General features: G+C 68.9%; 26 protein-coding genes. 18 read left to right on the top strand and 8 right to left on the bottom strand.

Translation table 11 applies throughout. From position 1 onward, the window contains the following. Positions 1 to 70 precede the first annotated feature (70 nt). The 3 genes from lipB (at position 71) to ACYQ2W_RS19640 (ending at position 2,717) form a co-directional block, all read left to right on the top strand. Positions 71 to 715 carry a lipoyl(octanoyl) transferase LipB gene (gene lipB / locus ACYQ2W_RS19650; protein ID WP_459871059.1) on the top strand — a complete coding sequence of 215 codons (645 nt, stop codon included), beginning with the start codon at positions 71 to 73 and terminating at the stop codon, positions 713 to 715. A 296-nt stretch (positions 716 to 1,011) separates the two neighbouring features. Continuing rightward, entirely contained in the window at positions 1,012 to 1,956 is a 945-nt protein-coding gene (gene lipA / locus ACYQ2W_RS19645) for a lipoyl synthase (RefSeq protein ID WP_459871056.1), read from the top strand. Further along, on the top strand, positions 1,953 to 2,717 hold the full coding sequence (locus tag ACYQ2W_RS19640) for a YdcF family protein (protein ID WP_459871053.1): 765 nt from the start codon (positions 1,953 to 1,955) through the stop codon (positions 2,715 to 2,717). Before lipA ends, ACYQ2W_RS19640 begins: the two co-directional genes overlap by 4 nt. Before the next feature lie 234 nt (positions 2,718 to 2,951). Here the strand turns inward: ACYQ2W_RS19640 and ACYQ2W_RS19635 are convergent, their stop codons facing one another. From ACYQ2W_RS19635 to ACYQ2W_RS19610, 6 genes are all read right to left on the bottom strand, one after another. Then, positions 2,952 to 3,740, bottom strand: coding sequence for a dienelactone hydrolase family protein (locus ACYQ2W_RS19635; RefSeq protein ID WP_459871051.1), 789 nt, complete (start codon positions 3,738 to 3,740; stop codon positions 2,952 to 2,954). Between the two features lie 37 nt (positions 3,741 to 3,777). Continuing rightward, positions 3,778 to 4,839, bottom strand: coding sequence for a glycosyltransferase family protein (locus ACYQ2W_RS19630; protein WP_459871048.1), 1,062 nt, complete (start codon positions 4,837 to 4,839; stop codon positions 3,778 to 3,780). A gap of 184 nt (positions 4,840 to 5,023) precedes the next feature. Continuing rightward, a complete protein-coding gene (locus ACYQ2W_RS19625) occupies positions 5,024 to 6,736 on the bottom strand; it encodes a proline--tRNA ligase (RefSeq protein ID WP_459871045.1) in 1,713 nt (570 codons plus the stop codon). A gap of 293 nt (positions 6,737 to 7,029) precedes the next feature. Continuing rightward, positions 7,030 to 7,152 (bottom strand): hypothetical protein, encoded by a 123-nt coding sequence (locus tag ACYQ2W_RS19620; protein WP_459871042.1) that lies wholly within the window; start codon positions 7,150 to 7,152, stop codon positions 7,030 to 7,032. Between the two features lie 317 nt (positions 7,153 to 7,469). Beyond that, positions 7,470 to 8,030 (bottom strand): Uma2 family endonuclease, encoded by a 561-nt coding sequence (locus ACYQ2W_RS19615; protein WP_459871039.1) that lies wholly within the window; start codon positions 8,028 to 8,030, stop codon positions 7,470 to 7,472. A gap of 33 nt (positions 8,031 to 8,063) precedes the next feature. Further along, positions 8,064 to 8,402 (bottom strand): phenylpyruvate tautomerase MIF-related protein, encoded by a 339-nt coding sequence (locus ACYQ2W_RS19610; protein WP_459871036.1) that lies wholly within the window; start codon positions 8,400 to 8,402, stop codon positions 8,064 to 8,066. 201 nt (positions 8,403 to 8,603) lie between these two features. Between ACYQ2W_RS19610 and nth the strand changes: the two genes are divergently transcribed. Then, complete coding sequence (nth, locus tag ACYQ2W_RS19605) at positions 8,604 to 9,242, top strand: endonuclease III (protein WP_459871033.1); 639 nt, start codon at positions 8,604 to 8,606, stop codon at positions 9,240 to 9,242. A gap of 350 nt (positions 9,243 to 9,592) precedes the next feature. Here nth and ACYQ2W_RS19600 read toward each other — a convergent pair whose 3' ends face one another. After that, positions 9,593 to 9,862 (bottom strand): hypothetical protein, encoded by a 270-nt coding sequence (locus tag ACYQ2W_RS19600; protein ID WP_459871031.1) that lies wholly within the window; start codon positions 9,860 to 9,862, stop codon positions 9,593 to 9,595. Between the two features lie 268 nt (positions 9,863 to 10,130). Here ACYQ2W_RS19600 and ACYQ2W_RS19595 point away from each other — a divergent pair, with 268 nt between their 5' ends. From ACYQ2W_RS19595 to ACYQ2W_RS19570, 6 genes are all read left to right on the top strand, one after another. Further along, on the top strand, positions 10,131 to 11,468 hold the full coding sequence (locus ACYQ2W_RS19595; protein WP_459871028.1) for a DEAD/DEAH box helicase: 1,338 nt from the start codon (positions 10,131 to 10,133) through the stop codon (positions 11,466 to 11,468). 91 nt (positions 11,469 to 11,559) lie between these two features. Next, positions 11,560 to 11,847 (top strand): N-6 DNA methylase, encoded by a 288-nt coding sequence (locus ACYQ2W_RS19590; protein ID WP_459871065.1) that lies wholly within the window; start codon positions 11,560 to 11,562, stop codon positions 11,845 to 11,847. Beyond that, positions 11,786 to 12,430, top strand: coding sequence for a restriction endonuclease subunit S domain-containing protein (locus ACYQ2W_RS19585; protein WP_459871062.1), 645 nt, complete (start codon positions 11,786 to 11,788; stop codon positions 12,428 to 12,430). Before ACYQ2W_RS19590 ends, ACYQ2W_RS19585 begins: the two co-directional genes overlap by 62 nt. 150 nt (positions 12,431 to 12,580) lie before the next feature. Continuing rightward, complete coding sequence (locus ACYQ2W_RS19580; protein WP_459871026.1) at positions 12,581 to 13,054, top strand: AAA family ATPase; 474 nt, start codon at positions 12,581 to 12,583, stop codon at positions 13,052 to 13,054. Continuing rightward, positions 13,054 to 13,371 carry a hypothetical protein gene (locus ACYQ2W_RS19575; protein ID WP_459871024.1) on the top strand — a complete coding sequence of 106 codons (318 nt, stop codon included), beginning with the start codon at positions 13,054 to 13,056 and terminating at the stop codon, positions 13,369 to 13,371. Before ACYQ2W_RS19580 ends, ACYQ2W_RS19575 begins: the two co-directional genes overlap by 1 nt. 116 nt (positions 13,372 to 13,487) lie before the next feature. Then, positions 13,488 to 14,633 carry a GGDEF domain-containing protein gene (locus tag ACYQ2W_RS19570; protein ID WP_459871021.1) on the top strand — a complete coding sequence of 382 codons (1,146 nt, stop codon included), beginning with the start codon at positions 13,488 to 13,490 and terminating at the stop codon, positions 14,631 to 14,633. A gap of 299 nt (positions 14,634 to 14,932) precedes the next feature. On the opposite strand, the gene ACYQ2W_RS19565 is transcribed toward ACYQ2W_RS19570, so the two are convergent. Further along, entirely contained in the window at positions 14,933 to 15,439 is a 507-nt protein-coding gene (locus tag ACYQ2W_RS19565) for a hypothetical protein (protein WP_459871019.1), read from the bottom strand. 260 nt (positions 15,440 to 15,699) lie between these two features. Between ACYQ2W_RS19565 and ACYQ2W_RS19560 the strand changes: the two genes are divergently transcribed. From ACYQ2W_RS19560 to ACYQ2W_RS19525, 8 genes are all read left to right on the top strand, one after another. After that, a complete protein-coding gene (locus ACYQ2W_RS19560; RefSeq protein ID WP_459871016.1) occupies positions 15,700 to 16,242 on the top strand; it encodes a tautomerase family protein in 543 nt (180 codons plus the stop codon). Positions 16,243 to 16,249: 7 nt separating this feature from the next. Next, complete coding sequence (locus ACYQ2W_RS19555) at positions 16,250 to 16,684, top strand: DUF1841 family protein (protein ID WP_459871013.1); 435 nt, start codon at positions 16,250 to 16,252, stop codon at positions 16,682 to 16,684. Between the two features lie 4 nt (positions 16,685 to 16,688). After that, positions 16,689 to 17,258, top strand: a complete 570-nt coding sequence (locus tag ACYQ2W_RS19550; protein WP_459871010.1) for an RNA polymerase sigma factor — start codon at positions 16,689 to 16,691, stop codon at positions 17,256 to 17,258. Next, a complete protein-coding gene (locus tag ACYQ2W_RS19545; RefSeq protein WP_459871007.1) occupies positions 17,255 to 17,947 on the top strand; it encodes an anti-sigma factor in 693 nt (230 codons plus the stop codon). Before ACYQ2W_RS19550 ends, ACYQ2W_RS19545 begins: the two co-directional genes overlap by 4 nt. Before the next feature lie 84 nt (positions 17,948 to 18,031). Then, the gene (locus tag ACYQ2W_RS19540) at positions 18,032 to 18,298 is read left to right on the top strand and encodes a hypothetical protein (protein WP_459871004.1); all 267 of its coding nucleotides are present in this window, start codon (positions 18,032 to 18,034) and stop codon (positions 18,296 to 18,298) included. A 112-nt stretch (positions 18,299 to 18,410) separates the two neighbouring features. After that, a complete protein-coding gene (gene recQ / locus ACYQ2W_RS19535; protein ID WP_459871001.1) occupies positions 18,411 to 20,603 on the top strand; it encodes a DNA helicase RecQ in 2,193 nt (730 codons plus the stop codon). Between the two features lie 105 nt (positions 20,604 to 20,708). Continuing rightward, positions 20,709 to 20,948 (top strand): type II toxin-antitoxin system ParD family antitoxin, encoded by a 240-nt coding sequence (locus ACYQ2W_RS19530; RefSeq protein WP_459870998.1) that lies wholly within the window; start codon positions 20,709 to 20,711, stop codon positions 20,946 to 20,948. Continuing rightward, positions 20,948 to 21,271 carry a type II toxin-antitoxin system RelE/ParE family toxin gene (locus tag ACYQ2W_RS19525; RefSeq protein WP_459870995.1) on the top strand — a complete coding sequence of 108 codons (324 nt, stop codon included), beginning with the start codon at positions 20,948 to 20,950 and terminating at the stop codon, positions 21,269 to 21,271. Before ACYQ2W_RS19530 ends, ACYQ2W_RS19525 begins: the two co-directional genes overlap by 1 nt. Positions 21,272 to 21,273: the final 2 nt, after the last annotated feature.

Below are 21,273 nucleotides of genomic sequence, written 5' to 3'. Positions count from 1 at the left end.
GAGCGTCCAAGGTGGCCGGTTACGACGCGGAGCGTCGTAACCAGAGCGCCAGAGCACCGGAGTTGTCCCCATGGCGATCCCCCTCCTCCGCCGCCTCGGCCTGCGCGACTACCTCCCCACCTGGGAGGCGATGCAGGCGTTCACCGACCGGCGCGACGCCGATACCGCCGACGAGCTGTGGCTGGTGGAGCACCCGCCGGTGTTCACCCAGGGGCGCAACGGCGATGCCGCCCATCTGCTCGACCCCGGCGGTATCCCGGTGGTGCAGGTGGACCGCGGCGGGCAGGTGACCTATCACGGGCCGGGGCAGTTGGTGCTCTACACCCTGATCGATCTGCGCCGCCGCCACCTCGGCGTGCGCCAGATGGTGACCGCCCTGGAGCAGGCGGTGGTGGGAATGCTCGCCGATTTCGCCATCGAAGCGGCGGCGCGGGCCGACGCGCCGGGGGTCTACGTCGGCGGGCGCAAGATCGCCTCGCTGGGGCTGCGGGTGCGCCGCGGGGCGAGCTACCACGGGCTGGCGCTCAACGTGAACATGGACCTCGCGCCCTTCGCCCGCATCAACCCCTGCGGCCTGCGCGGCATGGCGATGACCCAGACCGCCGACCTCGGCGGCCCCGCCACCATCTCCGCCGCCGCCGACGCCCTCCTCCCCCACCTCGCCCGTACCCTGGAGCTGGGCGGCTGGCGGGAGGTGGATGGGGATCGCGGGTGAACCACGAAGGGAGCGAAAACATTGCCTTCCGCTCGCATGTCCGGAGTAACTTTACCGATGGCAGTTTCGTTTGACACGGCGCCCACGGGGCGCCCTATAGGGCGCCCCGTGGGCGCCGTGTCAAACGAAGGCACACCCTGAAAAGCCCTCCCTCGCAGCACTCGAAGTGCCCACCCGAAAAAACCTTCGTGCCCTTCGTGCAACAAAACGGCTTCTCCACCGGCAGGCATATCCGCAGCGGCCCCACCGCAGACCCCCTATAATGGCCACCCTACCCCCAACCCGAGCGATCCCCCATGAGTGACGAGCGACGCCAGCGCGCGGCCGACAAGGTGGCGCGGATCCCGGTGAAGGTGGCCCCCACCACCGCCCCCGCGCGCAAGCCGGCGTGGATCCGGGTGAAGGCGGGCGCCGGGGCCGGGGTGGAGCGGATCCGCAAGGCGCTGCGTGCCGGCAATCTGCACACCGTGTGCGAGGAGGCCTCCTGCCCCAACCTGGGCGAGTGCTTCGGCCACGGCACCGCCACCTTCATGATCCTCGGCGACGTCTGCACCCGCCGCTGTCCCTTCTGCGACGTCGCCCACGGTCAGCCGCAGCCGGTCGACCCCGAGGAGCCGCGCAAGATGGCCGAGACGGTGAAGGCGATGGGACTCTCCTACGTGGTGGTCACCTCGGTGGACCGCGACGACCTGCGCGATGGCGGCGCCGGCCACTTCGCCGAGTGCATCGCGGCACTGCGCGAGGCGGTGCCGGCGATCAGGGTGGAGACCCTGGTGCCCGACTTCCGCGGCCGCGAGGCGCTCGCCCTGGAGCTGCTGGCCGCCACCCCGCCCGACGTCTTCAACCACAACCTGGAGACGGTCCCCCGCCTCTACCGCCAGGCCCGCCCCGGCGCCGACTACCACGGCTCGCTACGACTGCTGGAGGCATTCAAGACGCGTTGCCCGGAGCGGCCCACCAAGTCGGGGCTGATGCTCGGGCTGGGCGAGGAGATCGCCGAGGTGGAGGCGGTGATGACGGATCTGCGCGACCACGGCTGCGAGATGCTCACCCTCGGCCAATACCTGCAACCGACCCTCCACCACCTGCCGGTGGCCCGCTACGTCTACCCGGACGAGTTCGAACGGCTGGCCGAGGTGGGCCGCGCCCTGGGCTTCAGCCAGGTGGCCAGCGCGCCGCTGGTGCGCTCCTCCTACCACGCCGACCTGCAGGCCGCCGCCATCGTCGGAGGACGCTCGTGAACGTCGAGACCACCCGCATCATCGAGCTGGTCCTGCTGCCGCCGGCCGGACCGCTGCTGCTCACCCTGATCGGCGCCGTGCTGCTGTGGGCGCGCCGCCGCAGCGGCTACCTGCTGGTCGCCGTCGGCTGGGTCACGCTCTACTTCGCCAGCCTCCCCTTCACCGCCTTCGCCCTGGCCCAGTTCCTGGAGGCGACCCCGCCGCTGGACGACCGGGCGATCGCCGAGAGCCGCGCCCAGGCGATCGTCGTGCTCGGCGCCGGCCGCTACCCCTCCGCCCCGGGGTACGGCGGCGTCGACACCGCCAACGCCGCCGAATTGGAGCGGCTGCGCTATGCGGCGTGGCTGCAACGGCGCAGCGGCCTGCCGATCGCGGTGATCGGCGGCGATCCGCTGGGCACCGGCACCTCGGAGGCGGCGTTCATGCAGCGGATCCTCAGCGACGAATTCCATGCCGAGGTGAAGTGGGCCGACGGCCGCAGCCGCCACACCTTCGACAACGCCCGCTTCGCCTGGGAACGGCTGGAAGCGGCGGGGATCACCCGCATCCTGCTGGTGAGCCACGTCTGGCACCTGCCCCGCGCCGCGGCTGCCTTCGAGGCCCGGGGCTTCACCGTCACCCCCGCCCCCACCGCCTACCTGCACCCCGGGGCGCTGACCCGCGGCCCGCTGCTGTGGCTGCCCGCGGCGTGGGCGCTGGAGCAGAACCGGCGCTATCTCCACGAGCTGATCGGCACGCTCTGGTACCGCTATTTCCGCTGAAGACGGCCAACCCCACCGATCCCCCAAAAGCAACGGAAGAACCACCCCTGGTTACCACGCTCCGCGTGGTAACCAGGCCTTCACGTCGGCACCGGCGTCTCCCCTGGACGCTCCGCGTCGGCGCCATCCGGATAGCTCCCGCAACTTCAGGCAGGACGCAGAGCGTCCAAGGTGTCCTGGTTGCGACGCAGAGCGTCGCAACCAGGACACCAGGACAGCAGGAGGGGGCGCCCCTCAGAAGATCTCGGCGAAGAACGCCTGCATCCGCGCCCACGAACGCTTGTCGGCCAGCGCGTCATACTTGAGGTTGGCGATGCCGCGCTTGTCGGCGTCCGGGTTGGTGAAGGAGTGGCGCACGCCGCCGTAGCTATCCAGCTCCCAGGAGGCCCCCGCCTCGCCGAGGCGCTGCTCGAAGTGGTCCACCACATCGGGGCTAACCATCTTGTCGGCCTGGCCGTGGAGGATCAGCAGCGGGATCTTGATCTTGCCGTTGGCCTCCTCCGGCGCCGCGGGCAGCGAGCCGTGGAAACTGACCACCCCCTTCAGCTCGTCGCTGCCGCCATAGGTCATCTGGATCACCGTGCCGCCGCCGAAGCAGTAGCCCACCGCCGCCAGTTTGGCGGTATCGACGCCGGGGGCGGCCTTCAGCTGGGCCAGTCCGGCGAAGGCGCGGGCGCGCCACCACTCCGGATCGGTGGTCACCTCCTGCATCCACTCCCGCGCCTGCTCGGGCTTGTCGGTGACCCGGCCGGTGCCGTACATGTCGGCGGCAAACGCCACGTAGCCCAGCTCGGCGAGCATCCGCGCCCGCTTCTTCGCATAGTCGTTGAGCCCCCACCACTCGTGGACCACCAGGATGCCGGGGCGCTTGCCCTCCAGCGCATCGTCCCAATAGAGGTAGCCGGTCAGCGCCTCCCCCTGGTCCTCGTAGACCACCGCCTTGCTCTGCACCGCCCCCTGGGCGGTGCCGGCGAGCAGTCCGCAGGCGAGCAGCACGCCGCCGATCAGTCGGTTCCAGTTCATCTCCCATCTCCTCAACAGTTGTTATGGTGAGGAGCGATTATAGACGCAGAATCTCCACGCACTCGCGCGCCCCGTCGGCCGTCGGGCGCACCCCCGCGGGGAGATCGAACAGCGCCGCCAGCGGGGCCTCCAGGGCCCCCTCCTCCAGCACCTCGCGAGTGATCGGCCGGGCGCGGCCGTGGGCCTCCAGCCAGGCGACCAGATGGGGCTCTTCCGGCCAGTCCCCGCGGGGCAGGTAGAGCAGCGGCACCCCGTTGCAGGCCGCCTCGGCGAAGGTACCGTAACCGGGCTTGGCGATCAGCGCGTCGCTGGAGCACAGTAGATCGATGAACGGCAGGTCGAGACGGTCCCAGGGGTGGATGTCCGCCCGCGCGACGCCCCACTCCGGCGGTACCAGGTAGTGCACCCCCTTCACCCCCGGCCAGCGCTCCACCGGCAGCCGCGTCGGGATGCCGCCGAGGGCCACCGGCACCAGCCGCTCGCCGCCGCCGAGGCCGAGCTTGACGTCGATCTCGGCGCGACGGTTGCGGCCGAGGCGGGCGAGCGGCGCGATGGCGCGGCGATTGGGCAGCCACGCCATGGGCATCGAGGGCTGGGGCTGGAGGAACCACTCGGCCGAGGCGTAGGCCTCGCGCATGGTACCGACGATCTCCGCCGCCGCCGGGCGATCGCCACAGTAGTGCTCGAACAGGTCGGCCCAGTTGAGCGAACAGAGGGCCAACGCGCCGATCCCCGCCCGCTTCGCCGCCGCCAGGGTGAGGTAGGGGACGTCGGCGAGCACCCGGTCGACCCGCTGGGCCCGCAGCCACGCCACCTCCGCCGCCAGCCGCGCCTCCCAGTCGCGGTGGAACGCCAGGTGCTCCCGCCAGCTCGCCTCCACCGCCACCTCCACCGCGTCGACCATCGCCAACCCCAGGTCGAGCTGCGCCTCGCCGTAGTCGAACGGAAAGCCGAGATGCTCGGCGAGCAGCCGGCGCGGCAGCGGGGTACGCAGGGTAATCCGCACCTCGGGGTGGTGATGGTGGATCCGCTGGAGGATCGGCAGGAGCTGGGCCATGTGGCCGTAGCCGTGGCCGGAGATGGCGACGAGGAGGTGCATGGCTTCAGGCTTCAGGCGTAGGTCGGCGCTACCGCGCCGACGGAAACGGAGGCACCGCCGGGAAACCTCGCCCGGCGCCCTCCGAACGGAAGAGACCCTCGGAATGGGCGTCCCGCCTCACACGCTGCTGCCCCCGTTCGCGTCGGCGCGGTAGCGCCGACCTACGCAGGACGAACCGCGGGGTTCAGGAACCGACCTGCTCCTGCAGGAAGGTCATCAGGTCGGCCAGCGGGATGTTGCGGCTCTCCGCATCGCGCCGCCCCTTGTACTCCACCTCCCCCTTGCCGAGCCCGCGGTCGCCCACCACCACCCGGCGGGGGATGCCGATCAGCTCGTGGTCGGCGAACATCACCCCGGGGCGCTGGTCGCGATCGTCGAAGAGTACCTCGAAGCCCGCCTCGGTGAGCTCCCGGTAGAGCCGTTCGGCGGTCTCGCGCACCCGCTCGGAGCGCCCCAGCCCCATCGGCAGCAGGGAGATCTGAAACGGCGCCATCGACTCCGGCCAGGCGATCCCCTGCTCGTCGTGGTTCTGCTCGATGGCGGCGGCCACCACCCGGGAGACGCCGATGCCGTAGCAGCCCATGCTCATCACCCGCGCCTTGCCCTCCTCGTCGAGGACCGTGGCGTTGAGCGCGGCGCTGTACTTGTCGCCCAGTTGGAAGATGTGGCCCACCTCGATGCCGCGGGCGATCGACAGGCGCCCCTGACCGTCGGGGCTGGGGTCCCCCTCCACCACGTTGCGGATATCGACCACCACCGGCTCCTTGACGTCGCGCTCCCAGTTGACCCCGCTGAGGTGGAAACCGTCCTCGTTGGCGCCGCAGACGAAGTCGGCCAGATGGGCGGCGGCGCGGTCCACCAGCACCGGCACCTTCAGCCCCACCGGACCGATGGAGCCGGCACCGGCCCCGCAGTGGGCGCGGATCGCCTCTTCGCTGGCCAGGGTCAGCGGTTCGGCCACCGGCTGGAGCTTCTCCGCCTTGATCGCATTGAGCTCGTGGTCGCCGCGCAGGCAGAGGGCGACCACGCTCCCCTCCTCCACGCCGTTGACCAGCAGGGTCTTCACGGTCTGCTTGGGATCCACCTTGAGGAAGCCGGAGACCTCCTCGATGGTCTTCTGGTTGGGGGTCTCCACCTTGGCCATCCCGGCGGCCGGCGCCGGCCGCTCGCCCGCCGGGGCCACCGCCTCGGCCAGCTCGACGTTGGCGGCGTAGTCGCTGCCGTCGGAAAAGGCGATGGCGTCCTCGCCCGACTCGGCCAGCACGTGGAACTCGTGGGAGAGCGCCCCGCCGATGGAATCGGTGTCGGCATTCACCGGGCGGAAATCGAGGCCGAGACGCTGGAAGATCCGCGAATAGGTCTCGAACATCACCCGGTAGGTGTCGTCCAGCGAGTCCTGATCGAGGTGGAAGGAGTAGGCGTCCTTCATCACGAACTCGCGGGCGCGCATCACGCCGAAGCGGGGGCGGATCTCGTCGCGGAACTTGGTCTGGATCTGGTAGTAGTTGACCGGCAGCTGCTTGTAGCTCTTCAGCTCGCCGCGCACCAGGTCGGTGATCACCTCCTCGTGGGTCGGGCCGAAGCAGAAGTCACGGTGGTGGCGGTCGTTGATGCGCAGCAGCTCGGGGCCGTACTTCTCCCAGCGCCCCGACTCCTGCCACAGCTCGGCGGGCTGCACCGCCGGCATCAGCACCTCCATGGCGCCGGCGCGGTTCATCTCCTCGCGCACCACGCCCTCCACCTTGCGCAGCACCCGCAGCCCCAGCGGCATCCAGGTGTAGACGCCGGCGGCGAGCTTGCGGATCATGCCGGCGCGCATCATCAGCTGATGACTCACCACCTCGGCGTCGGCGGGGGTCTCTTTCAGGGTGGCGAAGGGGAATCGGGATACGCGCATGGCTGGTCGTCTTCCATAGGGATAGGGGGAAAGACCGGGATTCTAGCGGCCGATGCGGGGAGGCGTACAGCGCGGCGGGACGGCGCAGCGGAAGGGAGGCAAAAAAATTCCGTATCGGACGGGCAGGCTTGCCGGCCCGCCGATACGGGGAGGATGTAATCGGTCGATTGGGGGATCGATGCAGCGCCCCCTTCGCGGGCGGGTCCGGATCACCCGCCCGTCAGGACCTCGGAGCCCCGTGGATGATCGCGTGCGGGTCTAGGAGGCTGTCGGACTATGGAAGAATCGGGCGCCTAGCGCGATTTGCGTCGACGATTCGCGTGCTGCAGATAGGCGCCCATCCCTGCCCGCACCACGACACTCCCGGCGATGACCGCCACGGCCAGTCCCAGCAGGGTTAGGTTGTCGAAGATCATTGGTAAAACCTCTTGGCATATTCGTAAAACTACTATAGTCCATTTCTTACAAGCTTCCGTGACTTCCTCACACAGAATCGCTTTTTGCCGCCCGTTTCGGGCTGCTTCACCTCCGGCTCGCAGCCCGAAACGGGCGGCAAAAAGCGATATTTATCAGGTGAATATGAAATTAATCTGAATAATTAATTAAATTGTGCCAGGCGAGGAGGCGGCCAAGGAGAGACCGACCGAACGGTCTATTTTGGCTGCCGAACGGATGGGGAGTAACGTTTCCGAAGGCGAGGGGGAAACGGAGGGGCTGCGGGGCGCTTCGGGCCTCAGTCGGCCCAGAGCACGCCGAGATCGATGGTGACGGCGTCGAACGGCGCAACGGCCACCGGGTTGTCGTTTTCGAAGGCAGCGAGCAGCAACCAGTGGCCATCCCGGTTCTCGTAGGCCTCCAGGGTGCGCAGCTCGGGGTCGATCAACCAGACGTGAGCGACACCGTTGGCGGCATAGATCGGGAGTTTCTCCACCCGGTCGACGCGGGCAGTGGAGGGAGAGAGCACCTCGCAGACCCAATCCGGCGGCAGCTCGAACCAGGCGGTATCGGGCAACCGCGGCATCCGCTCGCGACGCCAGCCACCGAGATCCGGCACCAGCACATGGCTTCCCAAATGCAGCTCCGGCTCGTCGAAAATCCACCAACCGCCCGGACCGCCCCGCCCCTTGCCGAAGGGACTGACCAATTCATCGCCCAGCGAGGACGAGGCCTGGGCATGCCTCGGTGCCGGCCGAGGGTGGGTGACCAAGGCACCATTGATGATCTCCGCTACCCGATGACCGGGAACCTGGAGCAGATCTTCGTAAGTTGCGAAGCTTATGGCTGGTTCATTCATCGGAAATCTCCTCCGCCCCTCCAGTCTAGCGCCTTAGAACGTCCGCCGGTCCCAGCCCCAGAAGTGACGCGGCGGGCTCGCGAATTCGATGTAGATGCGGCCGCTCTCCACCCCCAGCCGCTCGCCCACCGCCGCGCACAGCGCCGCCGAGAATTCGGCAGTGCGCTCATCCGGCAACCCCAGGCTCTTCAGCTCCAGGTAGGCGAGCGGCGCGTCCGAGCCGGCGAATACCATCGGCACCTCCGCCTCCAGGGCGACCATCACGTAGCTCTCCGGCTTGCCGAGGATCTTCGCCACCTCCGCCGACAGCGCCTTCAGCACCGCGCCCTGGTCGCTCACCGTCACATTGGTCCGCACGTTCAACATCGGCATGATTACTCTCCTTTCTCCTCAAATTTTCGAAAAACGGGCACCGCCCTCCTGCTCCCGCGACTCGATCCCCCATAGCCCGACAGGCTCCTAGACATCATGTATTGACCCTATTGAACCGCAGATTTCGCCGATGGGCGCATATTTTTCAAGTGCTTCCGAATCTGCGCCCATCGGCGGAATCTGCGGTTAAAATCGGCCGCCATGAACAAGGAAAAACGCACCGAGATCTTCCGCCGCCTGCGCGAGGCCAACCCCCACCCCACCACCGAACTGGAGTACACCACCCCGTTCGAACTGCTGGTGGCGGTGGTCCTCTCCGCCCAGGCCACCGACAAGGGGGTGAACAAGGCCACCGCCCAACTCTTCCCGGTGGCCAACACCCCGCAGGCGATCCTCGACCTCGGTGTCGACGGGCTGAAGGGGTACATCAAGACCATCGGGCTGTTCAACACCAAGGCGGAAAACGTGATCAAGACCTGCCGGCTGCTGCTGGAGAAGCATGGCGGCGAGGTGCCGGAGGAGCGCGCCGCCCTGGAGGCACTGCCCGGGGTCGGCCGCAAGACCGCCAACGTGATCCTCAACACCGCCTTCGGCCACCCCACCATGGCGGTGGACACCCACATCTTCCGCGTCGCCAACCGCACCGCCATCGCCCCGGGCAAGAACGTGGTGGAGGTGGAGAAGCGGCTGCTGCGGCTGGTGCCCAAGGAGTTCCTCATTGATGCCCACCACTGGCTGATCCTCCACGGCCGCTACGTCTGCCTCGCCCGCAAACCGCGCTGCGGGGCGTGCCTGATCGAGGATCTGTGCGAGTTCAAGGACAAGACCGAATACGAGTAGGAGATCACACAGCGTTCGCAGAGGAGCAAAGGACGCGGAGAAATAGCCACTCTGCGAACGCTGCGCCTCCGCGAGCGCTGCGTGATCGTTTTCCTCTCGCTCCGCCCCCCTGTCCAACGGAGCGACCCCGTAGTCTGGACGCGGAGCGTCCAAGGGCCCCGGTTACGACGCGGAGCGTCGTAACCAGAGTAGCGTCGTAACCAGAGTACCGAGCACCAGAGCACACCGAGCTCCTCTACCCCCTCTCGTTCCCACGCTCCGCGTGGGAACGCCACTCTTCGACGCTCCGCGTGGGAACGCCCCTCTTCGACGCTCCGCGTCGTGCCGAACGGGGGCACGGCCGCCGTCGATCAACCCGCGGACGAAGACCACACCGCCGTGCAGGCCCCGCTCTCGGTGACCTCGTAGAACGTCTCGCGGAGACTGCCGTCCCGGTTCAGGCTCAGCACCGCGAAGCCGTTCCGGACCGGCTTCGAACCCCCGGTCACCGGCGTATGGGCGAAGTAATCCACAATGTCCGCATTCATCCCGCTGGCGTCACCGAACGGGATGGCGCTATGGCCGACGCAGCGGCAGACGGTGCCGCTCTTGCCGAGGACCGAGTTCCCGTTGCAGGCCACCCCCACGCGCCCCACCGACCCGCAACGCATGATGCGGCCCGATGAAACGCCTCGCCCCCCCTTACAACCCACCATTGACCCAATCGCCACGGAGGCCGTCGGCGCGAGGCGTGCGCCCCGCCATCGACTACGGTATCCTTCGCGCCGCGACGCCATCCGGTCGGCGTCCCGTCTCGCGGTTGACCTTCACGCTCCCTCGAACGACTCGACCCATCCTCGCCTGGACCGGCCCCGCATCACTACGGGCAGGCCAACAACGGAACTCCCCATGACCTTCGAATCCCTCGGCCTGCGGGCCGAACTGCTGCGTGCCGTGGCCGAACAGGGCTACGACACCCCGACCCCGATCCAGCGCCAGGCCATCCCGGTGATCCTGGAAGGACGCGACATCCTCGCCGGCGCCCAGACCGGCACCGGCAAGACCGCCGGCTTCACCCTGCCGATGCTCCAGCTACTGGAGCGCGAGCAGGAGCGCCGCGGCCCGCGCCACCCCCGCGCCCTGGTCCTCACCCCGACCCGCGAGCTGGCCGCCCAGGTGGGCGAGAGCGTCGAGACCTACGGCAAGTACCTGCGGCTCAAATCCACCGTGATCTTCGGCGGGGTCGGCATCAATCCGCAGATCGACCGCCTGCGTCGCGGCATCGACATCCTGGTGGCCACCCCCGGGCGGCTCCTCGACCACGCCGGCCAGGGCACCGTGACGCTCGACCGGATCGAGATCCTGGTGCTGGATGAGGCCGACCGGATGCTCGACATGGGCTTCATCCACGACATCCGCCGGGTGCTCAAGCTGCTCCCCCACGACCGCCAGAACCTGCTCTTCTCGGCCACCTACTCCGACGAGATCAAGACCCTGGCCGACAAGCTCCTCGACAACCCCACGCTGATCGAGGTGGCGCGGCGCAACACCGCCGCCGAGAAGGTGGGCCAGACCGTCCACCCGGTGGACAAGGCGCGCAAGCGCGAGCTGCTCTCCAAGCTGATCAGCGAGGGCGACTGGAGCCAGATACTGGTCTTCACCCGCACCAAGCACGGCGCCAACCGGCTCGCCGAACAGCTCGAGCGCGACGGCATCACCGCCGCCGCGATCCACGGCAACAAGAGCCAGTCGGCGCGCACCCGCGCGTTGGCCGACTTCAAGAGCGGCACCATCCGCACCCTGGTGGCCACCGACATCGCCGCCCGCGGCATCGACATCGACAAGCTGCCCCACGTGGTCAACTACGAGCTGCCCAACGTCGCCGAGGACTACGTCCACCGCATCGGCCGCACCGGCCGCGCCGGCGCCGAGGGCGAGGCGGTCTCGCTGGTCTGCGTCGACGAGCTGAAGCTCCTGAAGGGGATCGAGCGGCTGCTCAAGCGCGACCTGCCGAAAACGGTGATCCCCGGCTTCGAGCCCGATCCCTCGATCAAGCCCGAACCGATCGAGAACGGCCGCCGCGGCGGCGGCGGTCAGCGCCGCGGCGCGGAGGGCCCGCGCGACGAGCGCGGCGGCCACCGCGAACCCCGCGGCCACCACGACGAACGGGCCCCCCACCGCGACCACAAGCCGCAGCGCCGCCGCCGCTCCGGCGGCGGCAACCGCGCCGGCAGCACCCCGAGCTGAGCCCCCCGGGGTGCCCCCCTCGGGGGGCCCCCCACCCGCCCCCTGTAGGAGCGGCCCCAAGGCCGCGATGCCACGAAGTCCCGCGGCCTGAATCACCCGCCGGGGGTTATCCGCAAGGGCGCCATCGCGGCCTCGGGGCCGCTCCTACGGCCGCTTCCGCCACGGCCTGCCGCCGAAGACCCGCGGCGACTACACCTTCATCCTGCACATGATCGAGACCCTCAAGCCCGACAGCGGACGGATGGCGGTGATCGTCCCCCACGGCGTACTCTTCCGCAAGCACCGCGGCGGCCGCCGGGTCCACTTACGGCCCGCATATCTCCGACCAACTGAACTCGCTGGTAGTGGGTTCCAACTACCCCGCCATCAACTCCAGTGACGTAAAGGGACTGACCATCTACTGCCCCGACCACACCGAGCAAGAGAGAATCGCCGCCGTTCTCAACGCCACCGACCGCATGGTCGAAAACCTGGAGCGACCACTGAACAAGTTGCGCGAAGAGAAACAGGCCCTCCTCCAACAACTCCTCACCGGCCGCCGCCGGCTGCCCCCCCGCGACGCCGCACCGGAACCCCGACGCGCGGAGCGAAAGGCCGCGCCAACCGGCGCGCAAGCGCCGCCGGCAGGCGTAGGTCGGCGCTACCGCGCCGACGCGAACGGAGGCACCGCCGCAAAACCCCGCGCCGCGCCCGGCCGAACGGCACCGCCGGCTCGGCGAGGGGGTGATCCGGCAACGTTGTCCCGGCCTCTGAACCCAGGGCTTGGCGGCGCCTCGCAGCGGCCTGCGTGTGATAACGTTGTCGCCGCACGGAGGCCCGTCTCGACCGCATCCACACCCGCTCGCGGCGGGAGATCCCCGCCACCTCCCGCGCCTATCAGGCGCTGCTCACCAACATCCTGTTCCTCGCCCCGGAGCCCTCGCGGATGCGCGGCTACCGCTTCATCTCGGACCTTTCGCTGAGCGGCGACGGCGGCAACCTGAGCAGCGTGCTTTTCTCCCTGTGGAAGGGCCGGGAGAACCGCCGGCACATCCTCGATTTCGTCAGCAACCTCCCTCACCGAGCAGGAGATCCGCAGGCTCGCGTTCTACGAGACTCGCCGCGCGGAGGTGATGGTGAGCCTGGTGGAGACTTTCGGCAACGAGGAGCGCGAGTGGGACGCCCCGCTGCTCTCGGACGGCACCCTGCTCGCGGCGCCGGAGGACTCCATGGTGGTGATCGAGGAGGTGGACAACGGCATCCACCCGAGCCAGGCCCACCATCTGCTGGAGGCGATGCGGGCGCACGCCGAGCGGCGCCGGCTGCGCCTGTTGATCACCACCCACAATCCGGCCCTGCTCGACGCGCTGCCGGACGAGGCGGTGGACGATGCGGTGTTCTGCTACCGCGACTCGAAGCGGGGCGACATCCGGCTGCAGCGGGTCTCCGATATCGACGACTACCCCGGACTGGTGGCCCGCGGCCCCCTCGGTCAACTGCTCAGCGAGGGGTTGATCGACCGCTACGCGAAGCACCCCCTGACGGCCGGCCAACGGAAAAGAATGGCCGGCGAATGGCTGGCCCGGATGGGCGGGGAGGACCGCTGATGTCCATCGTGCTGATCGATACATCGGTACTGTGCAATCTGCTCAACGTCCCGGGCAAGGCGGACGAGTGCCCGGGGATCACCCGGAAGTTCAAGCGGCTCGCCTCCGAAGGCGGCAGTGCCTCCGCGGTGGTGCTGGAGCCGGTGCTGCGCGAGGTGCTGGCGGAGCGCCGTTTCGACTACCGGGGGGAGAGCCACACCCTCTCGGCGGAGGCGTTCGGGCGGGTGGTGGCGGCGCTTCACCGTTCGGCGGGAAAAACCACACCATCAGTCATTTTCCTACAGGCCGCCGGGGCATTCACCGAATATTCAAGGTAAAAAAGCGGTATCATCGCCCTCCACGCCGTGTCCGCACTCCGCACTGCCATGCGTCCGCGGAACCGCCACGTTCAACCTGCTGATTTCACTGGAAACTGAAAGGTTTCGACTGCCCTATGGCCGCCCCCGCCTCCCCCCTGGGCCGTACCCGCTCCCGTCTGCGCCAGTGGGCGCGGCGCAAGAGCCTCGAAGACATCTTCCAGTGCAGCGGCCACTCCCGTGACTTCACCGGCTCGCGCGCCGAGTACATCACCCTGCGCCTGCGCCTGCTGGCGGCCGCCTTCGCCGTGCTGGCGCTGGCCTGGGTGCCGATGGACGCGCTGTTTCTCGACGAGCGCACCTTCCACCCGATCCTCGCCCAGCGCATCGGCTTCAGCCTCGGCTTTCTCTTCCTGGCGCTGTGGAACAGCCACAAGCAGACGCTGTGGGCCGCCCGGCTGCGGCTCGCCGGGCTGGTGCTGATCCCGGCCGTGTTCTTTGTCACCTCCCGCCACGTGCTCGGCGAAGGCTCCACCGAGACCGGCGTGCTGGTGGGCTACTCCTTCCTCCCCTACCTGATGGTGGCGCTGGCCGGCATCTTCCCGCTGACCCTGGTGGAGGGGAGCCTCTACGCCCTGGCGGTAGGGATGGTGAAGGTGGGCAGCGAGGCCTACTTCGGCACGCTGTGGGAGGTCCATATCCTGGGGGAGATCTGGCTGCTGGGGCTGCTGGCGGTGATCGCCCTGTGGGCGGAGCTGGCTCAACTGCACATGCTGCTGGCGCTCTACCGCGAGGCGACCCGCGACGCGCTGACCGGGCTGGTCAACCGCCGGCCGCTGACCCGATGGCTGGAGGGGGAGGTGCGCGAGGCGAGCGACGAGCGCCGCACCCTCTCGCTGCTGCTGTTCGACCTGGATCTGTTCAAGCGGATCAACGACACCCACGGCCATCTGGCCGGCGACTCGGTGCTCGCCCGCTTCGCCACTCTCCTCACCGAGCGGCTGCCGGAACCGGAGCTGGTCGGGCGGTGGGGCGGCGAGGAGTTCCTCGCCGCATTGCCCGACCTCTCCGCCGCCGAAGCCCACACCCTTGCCGAGGGGATCCGCACCGCCTGTCACGAGCAGATCGTGGAGAGCCCGGACGGGAAAGCGGTGCGCTTCACCGTCAGCATCGGGGTGGCGGAGCTGCGCGAGGGGGAGAGTCTGGAGGAGCTGCTCAACCGGGTCGACAACGGGCTCTACGCGGCCAAGGCGAGCGGGCGGGACATGGTGGTCATGGCCTAAGAAATTTTCGCCCCACCCCTCGCCCGGCTGCGCTTCGCGCGCCGGGCGAGGGGTGGGGCGAAAATTTCTTTGTGTGTTTTGTGAGGGCGGGGCGACTGACACCCGGACGGCGAGGTACGACCTCCCCGGCGGAAGCACCCCTTGGGCCACGACGGCCTACAGGGATGTAGGTACTTGGCGTGAGCAGGACGCGGAAGCCGTGTCTACAGGGATGTAGGCACTTGGCCTGAGCAGGATGCGGAAACAGGGCGCCCTTCGCCAAACGCCCGCCTGCCGAGTGGCGGCGGGCCGCTCCACCGCTACTTCTTGGCCTTCTTCTTGGCGGCGGCCTTCTTCTTGGTCGCCGCCTTCTTGACCGGGACGGGCTTCTCGGCGACGGCCGGTTCGGCCACGGGGGCAGGCTTCTCGACAGCGGCGGGAGCGGCCTTCTCAGCGGCGGCCGGCTTGGCTGCAGGCGCCGGCTTCTCCGCGGGCGCGGCGACCTTCTTCTTCGCCGCCACCTTCTTCGTCACGCTCGTCTTCACCGGCGGGGCGGCCTCGACGGCCACCGGAGCAGGCTCAACGGGCGGCGCGGGATCCAGCGCCTCGGTGGGGGCCGCCGCCTCGGTCGCCTCGGCTGCGGCCTCCTCGAAACAGTCCTCGCGCCAGAAGCAGGCCAGCTGATCGCAATGGCCGTCCCGTGCCCGGGCGAAACAGTCGAAGTTGCCTTCACTGCTCTGGATCAGCCTCACCAGCTCGCGCTTGGTGAGTCGGGCGGGCTGCAGGCCCCGGTCGCGGGCCAGTCGGCGGATCTCTTCGAGCTTCATCGGGGTCTCCCAGGAGTGACGACAAGAAAGAATCGGCGAGATTATGGACGATATGCGGTTAACGGGGTATGACCAATCCAACGATTTTTTCGTAAGAATCCGCTGACGGGGACCCGCCCTCCGGGCACTCCCTCGGTCAAACGCCTCGTACATACGAGCAATTACGGATGCAACGGCGGCGACGGCTGGTGAGCGCCGGCCGAACCCGTATAATGGCCCACTCTTCTCCGCAACAGGACGACGACCGCGTGTTCCCCTCCGTGAAACCCTCGTTCGGCGCTGCGGCGCTCGCCCTCGGCGCACTGCTGACCGCCCCTGCGGCCCCCGCCCAGCCTGAAGTGACGGCCAGCTACGGCAAGTGGCAGCTGCTCAAGCTGGCCGACGGGGAACAGTGCGACATCCGCAGCCGCGAGATCGACTCCGACGACGACGACACCCCGCCGCGACTCTATCTGGTCGGCAACGGCGATCCCGACCGTCCTTTCGACATCCGCCTCGACAGCGGCGGCGACGATCTCGACCCGGCGCGGATCGCCGACGCCACCCTGGCGGTCGACGAGAAGACCGCCAAGCCGGCCTACGCCAACCTGCTCGATCCCCGCCACCTGTCGCTCACCGCCAACATCCGCGAGCTCAAGCTGGGCGGCCAGGTCACCGTCACCGCCCCGCTGACCGCCGGCGGCGAGCGCCACTACACCTTCAGCCTGATCGGCTTCACCGCCGCCTACCGCCAGCTCGGCGAGTGCAGCCCGCCGGCCGACACCCCGTCGCTGGCCGCCCCATCGCCGGCCGCGGCGGAATAGCCGGGCGATGCTCCTCGGCACCGATCGCGGCCAGTACCGCAACGTCTACCGCGAGGCGTGGCGCAAGCGCCGGACAGGCGAGCCCATGGAGACGCTGGAGGTGCGGGTGGCCGAGGTGATCGCCGAACACCCGGAGTACCACCGCGCCCTGGAAGGCCCCATCGACCAGGAGTTCCACGGCGGCCAGGGGGAGACGAACCCCTATCTGCACATGGGGATGCACATCTCCATCCGCGAACAGCTGGCGGTGGACCGCCCGGCGGGAATCCGCGACCTCTACCAGCGGCTCGCCTCCCACAGCGGTTCCAGCCACGAGGCGGAACACCGTATCATGGGCTGCCTCGGCGAGATGCTGTGGCGGGCCCAGAGTGAAAACCGCGCCCCCGACGAGGGCGCCTACCTCGCCTGCATCCGTCGCCTCGCCCCATCGTCAGGGAAGTGACCCGATGAGCGACACCGCCGACCCGGCCCGGCTCGCCACCCACCTCACCGACCTCCTCGCGCGCAGTGCCCTCGGCGACCGCGACGCCTTCCACCGCCTCTACACCCTCACCTCGGCGAAACTGTATGGCGCCGCGCTGCGTATAACGGGTCAAGAGGACCAGGCGCAGGACGTCCTGCAGGAGGCCTACGTGAGCATCTGGCGCAACGCCGGCAGCTACCGCGCGGGAGTGGCGGCCCCGATGACCTGGATGAGCACCATCGTGCGCAACCGGGCCCTCGACCGGCTGCGCCGCAACAAGCGGCCGGAGACCCGGTGGGCCGAGCCCGGCGACTTCGACCGGGTGGCCGCCGATGACCCCACGGAGGAGCACAAGCTGCTCCTCAGCGAGGAGGCCGCGGCCCTCCGGGAGTGTCTCGGCGCGCTCAAGGAGAACCAGCGCCAGAGCATCCTGCTGGCCTTCTTCGAAGGGCTCACCCACGAGGAGGTGGCGGCCCGTACCGGTTCGCCCCTGGGCAGCGTGAAGACCTGGATCCGGCGCGGCCTGATGAGGGTGAAAGAGTGTCTGGAATGAGCAAGCGGTTCGAACAATGCCACGAGGCGCTGGCCGCCGAGTACGTGCTGGGCACCCTGCGCGGCCGGGCCCGCGCCCGCTTCGAGCGCCACCTGGCGGGCGACCGCCGGCTGCGCGCCACGGTGACCGACTGGGAGGGCCGGCTGCTGCCGATGACCGAACTGGCCCCGCCGGCGACGCCCCCGGCCTCCGTCTGGAAGGGGATCGAGCGACGTCTCGACGGCGCCCCGCACCGCTCGGTGTGGTCCGCCCTGTGGGGCAGCGTCGCGCTGTGGCGCGGCCTCGGCCTGGCCACCACCGCCGCGCTGCTGATCGCCCTCACCGTGGCACTGCGCCCGGCCGCCCAGCCCACCCCGGTGATCGAGGCGGTGGCGCTGCTGGAGACCCCCGCCGGCCAGGCCGACTGGGTGCTCACCGCCAACCGGGAGAAAGGGCAGATGCTGCTGCGCGCCGTCCACCACCAGCACATCGGCGCCGACCGGCAGTGCCGCCTCTACCTGGAGGGGGACGACGGCTACCGCGCGGTGGCGATCATGCCCGAGGCGGGCGAGCGGACGGTGGACCTCGGCCAGCAGATGGTCAAGGACCTGGTGGGCAAGAAGCTGATCATCTCGGTCGAGCCCAACCACGCCCCCTTCGTCACCCCGACCAACCCCACCCCGCTGAAGAGCCGCTGGGTCACCTTCTGACGGCGGGCGCTGCGCGCCCGCCGTTTGCACCCGCCGAAACGGGTGGTATGTTTGCAGGCACCCACGTTCCCGGAAGAGCCTCCCATGCAGCCGCTCCGCCAGATCTACGAAGACGCCCCCGACTCGATCCCCGTGCCCGAAGCCCTGCGCCACCGCCGCATCGAGCTGATCCTCTGGCCACTGGACGAGGACCCCGAAAGCGCCCTCCCTGCCCGACCCGCCTTTGCCATTGCCGACGTGGAACGGGTGGAGATCCCCTCGCGGGAGGAGCGCAATGCCCGGCGCTCGGAAGACCTGCAGCACCAACAGCGGATTGAAGGGTTGACGATCATCAACCCTTTCGCAAGCTGAACAGATACCCGCCTTCAGCATCGATCAGACTTCTCTGACATCTCATCGGAAAACGTCGCTTTCCCCCCGCCCGCGCCGCCCGAGCGGCGCGGGCGGGGTATAATCGCCGCCCATGGACCCCTCCCCCCTCTCCATCCTGCGCGAGATCTTCGGCTACGAGGCGTTCCGCGGCTCCCAGCAGGCGATCATCGAGACGGTGGCCGCCGGCCACGACGCCCTGGTGCTGATGCCCACCGGCGGCGGCAAGTCGCTCTGCTACCAGATCCCCGCCCTGCTCCGCCCCGGCGTCGGCATCGTCGTATCCCCGCTGATCGCGCTGATGCAGGACCAGGTGGACGCGCTCTGCCAGCTCGGCGTGCGCGCCGCGTTTCTCAACTCCAGCCTCGATATGGAGACCGCCCGCGAGATCGAGGGGCAGTTCCTGCGCGGCGAGCTGGATCTCCTCTACGTCGCCCCCGAACGGTTGATGACCCCCCGCTTCATGGACCTGCTGGACCGCGCCCCGGTGGCGCTGTTCGCCATCGACGAGGCCCACTGCGTCTCCCAATGGGGTCACGACTTCCGCCCGGAGTACCGCCAGCTCGCCGCGCTCCACGAGCGCTTCCCGGAGATCCCGCGGATCGCGCTCACCGCCACCGCCGACACCCCGACCCGCAACGAGATCGTCGAACGGCTCGGCCTGGCGCAGGCCGCCCAGTTCATCTCCGGCTTCGACCGTCCCAACATCCGCTACCGCATCGTCCCCAAGAACAACGGCCGCCAGCAGCTCCTCGCCTTCCTGGAGGCGGAGCACAAGGGGGACGCCGGCATCGTCTACTGCCTCAGCCGCAAGAGTGTCGACGAGACCGCCGCGTGGCTGCGCGGCCAGGGCTGGAACGCGCTCCCCTACCACGCCGGCCTCAACGCCGAGACCCGCCGCCGCCACCAGGAGCGCTTCCTGCGCGAGGAGGGGCTGGTGATGGTCGCCACGGTCGCCTTCGGCATGGGCATCGACAAGCCCGACGTGCGCTTCGTCGCCCACCTCAACCTGCCCAAGAGCATGGAGGCCTACTACCAGGAGACCGGCCGCGCCGGGCGCGACGGCCTGCCCGCCGACGCCTGGCTCGCCTATGGTCTCAACGACGCGGTGACCCTGCGCCAGATGCTCGCCTCCGGCGACGCCCCCGAGGAGCGCAAATGGGTCGAATCGCGCAAGCTCGACGCCATGCTCGGCTACTGCGAGACCACCGAGTGCCGCCGCCGGGTGCTGCTCGCCTACTTCGGCGACGAGCACATCGAACCCTGCGGCAACTGCGACACCTGCCTCGACCCGGTGGAGACCTGGGACGGCACGCAAGCCGCGCAGAAGGCCCTCTCGGCGATCTACCGCACCGGCCAGCGCTTCGGCGTCGGCCACCTGGTGGACGTGCTGCTCGGCAAGGCCAACGACAAGACCGGGCGCTTCGGCCACGACCGGCTCTCGGTGTGGGGCATCGGCGGCGAGCTCAACGCCACCCAGTGGCGCTCGGTGTTCCGCCAACTGGTCGCCGCCGGTCTGGTGGAGGTGGACGTGGAGGGCTACGGCGGCCTGCGCCTGACCGAGAAGGCCCGCCCGATCCTGCGCGGCGAGCAGCCGCTGCGCCTGCGCAAGGACCCAGCCAAGACGAAGAAGGCGGCCGCCCGCGAACGGGCCGAGAAGCGGCTGCGCCCGGAGCTGCCGCGCGACGGCGAGGCGCTGGAGCTGTTCGAATCCTTACGCGAACTGCGCCGCGAGCTGGCCGACGAGCAGGGGGTCCCCCCCTACGTCATCTTCCACGACGCGACGCTCTTGGAGATGATCGAGCGCCGCCCGCGCACCATGGTCCAGATGGGCGAGGTCTCCGGGGTCGGCGCGCGCAAGCTGGAGCGCTACGGCCAGGCCTTCCTCGACGTGCTCGACGTCCACGCCGAGCGCCGCGGCGAGCTCCGCGCGGCCCCCGACCGCGCCCCGGCGCTGCCGCCGCGCAACGCGGAACTCTCCGACACCGAACAGCTCACCCTCGACCTCTTCCGCCAGGGCAAGGGGATCGACGCCATCGCCACCGAGCGCGACCTCAAGGCCCCCACCATCTTCAGTCACTTGGCCGCCGCCATCGGCGCCGGCGAGCTGGAGGTGACCGAGGTGCTCGCCCTGGAGGAGGCGGAGCTGCGCGCCATCGAGGCGGCAATCCTCGACCAGCCGGAGGAGCAGCGCCTCGCCCTCAAGCCGGTCTTCGAGCGGTTCGAGGGGCGCTACGACTACGGCCAGCTCCGCTGCGTGCAGGCCTCCCTGGGCTATGGCGCCTGACAATCCCCAACTATCGGCCGGGATAATCCCCGTAGTGCCGATGATTGACGTCCCACCCACCCCATACCACCATATACCCATAATTGGTACCCAGAGCGCCGTGACATGGCCAAGAACACCAGCATCACCCTGGGCGATCACTTCGACCGCTTTATCGCCGGACAGTTGAAGAGCGGCCGTTACGGATCGGCCAGCGAAGTGGTACGGGCCGGGCTGCGACTGCTGGAAAACAACGAAGCGAAACAGGAGCGCCTCAGACGGTTGCTCGACGAGGGCGAGCGGAGCGGCCTGGTGGAGTACAGCCATGAAGCGCTGATCGCGGAGCTGGACGACGAGGAGCGGTGATGCCCCCCTTCAAGCTCACGGCCGCGGCGAAAAACGACTTGAAGGAGATTGCCCGCCATACCCAACGAAGATGGGGACGTGATCAGCGGAACCGCTACCTCAAGCAGATGGACGACCACTTCCACACGCTGGGTGAATCCCCGTCCCTCGGAACGGCATGCGACGAGATCAAACCCGGCTACCGAAGATTCCCGCAAGGAAGCCACATCATCTTCTACCAAGCCGGCGCCAGCGCCACGATCGAGATCGTGCGCATCCTTCACAAGGGAATGGACTACATTTCGAATCTCTCTTCGACGGAGAAAAACGGGGAGACGACGTGATA

Source organism: Endothiovibrio diazotrophicus (assembly GCF_054657215.1).
This window is presented reverse-complemented; position numbering and strand designations above follow the sequence as displayed.